The 609-nt window shown below is 57.0% G+C and carries 1 protein-coding gene; it reads right to left on the bottom strand.

What is annotated here, in order from left to right; translation table 11 throughout:
- Positions 1-400: DUF4964 domain-containing protein (locus CIK94_RS00005; RefSeq protein ID WP_144008246.1), on the bottom strand; the 400-nt coding region annotated here is incomplete at its 3' end.
- Positions 401-609 lie beyond the last annotated feature (209 nt).

Genomic DNA, 609 nt, shown 5'->3' with positions numbered 1-609 from the left:
CGGCCTTGCCCTGCTTCCATGCGGTGTCGTCGAAGCCGGGCTTCTGCCATCCGTCGGCAGGAGTGTCGGTGGTGTAGCGGCCCTCCCATTCGGCGTCTTCGGCATTGGGCGCCACCACGTCGAGCAGCTTCTTGCCCGGGGCTCCCATGAAGCGGTATACCTGTCCGTCTACGCGCAACAGACCCTCGAGGGGCTTCTGTCGGGGCGACCAGTGGGTGATGTTACCGTCGTTGAGGTGGTCGTAGGGCGACCAGAGGGTGAAGTAAGGGTCATTGGTGATGAGCGGAACGGCAGGCAGGCGCAGCGCAGTCTGGCGATAGGGCTCATAGAAGTTGTCGGCCTTGGCGTAAACCAAGAATGTGGCGAGAAGCGCCACCAATAGCATTGATTTCTGTTTCATGATAATGGTATAGAGATAACGTGTAGTAATGATAAAGTCTGCAGAAATCGCCCTGATGCAGGTGCCGGTTTCTACAGACTTTGTGATAAGTTTCTTATTTGAGGTTGAAGACCAGGTGGCGGCCACGGGTCAGCTCGTCGTGAGAGATGCGGTAGCGGCTGAGCTTCTTGCCACCGAGCGACATGCTGCTGATAAATTTCTGGCCGTCA

It is taken from the genome of Prevotella sp. P4-51, from assembly GCF_002251455.1.
Taxonomy (GTDB): Bacteria; Bacteroidota; Bacteroidia; order Bacteroidales; family Bacteroidaceae; genus Prevotella.
The sequence above is the reverse complement of the archived record's forward strand: the minus strand, read 5'-3'. Positions and strand labels throughout refer to the sequence as shown.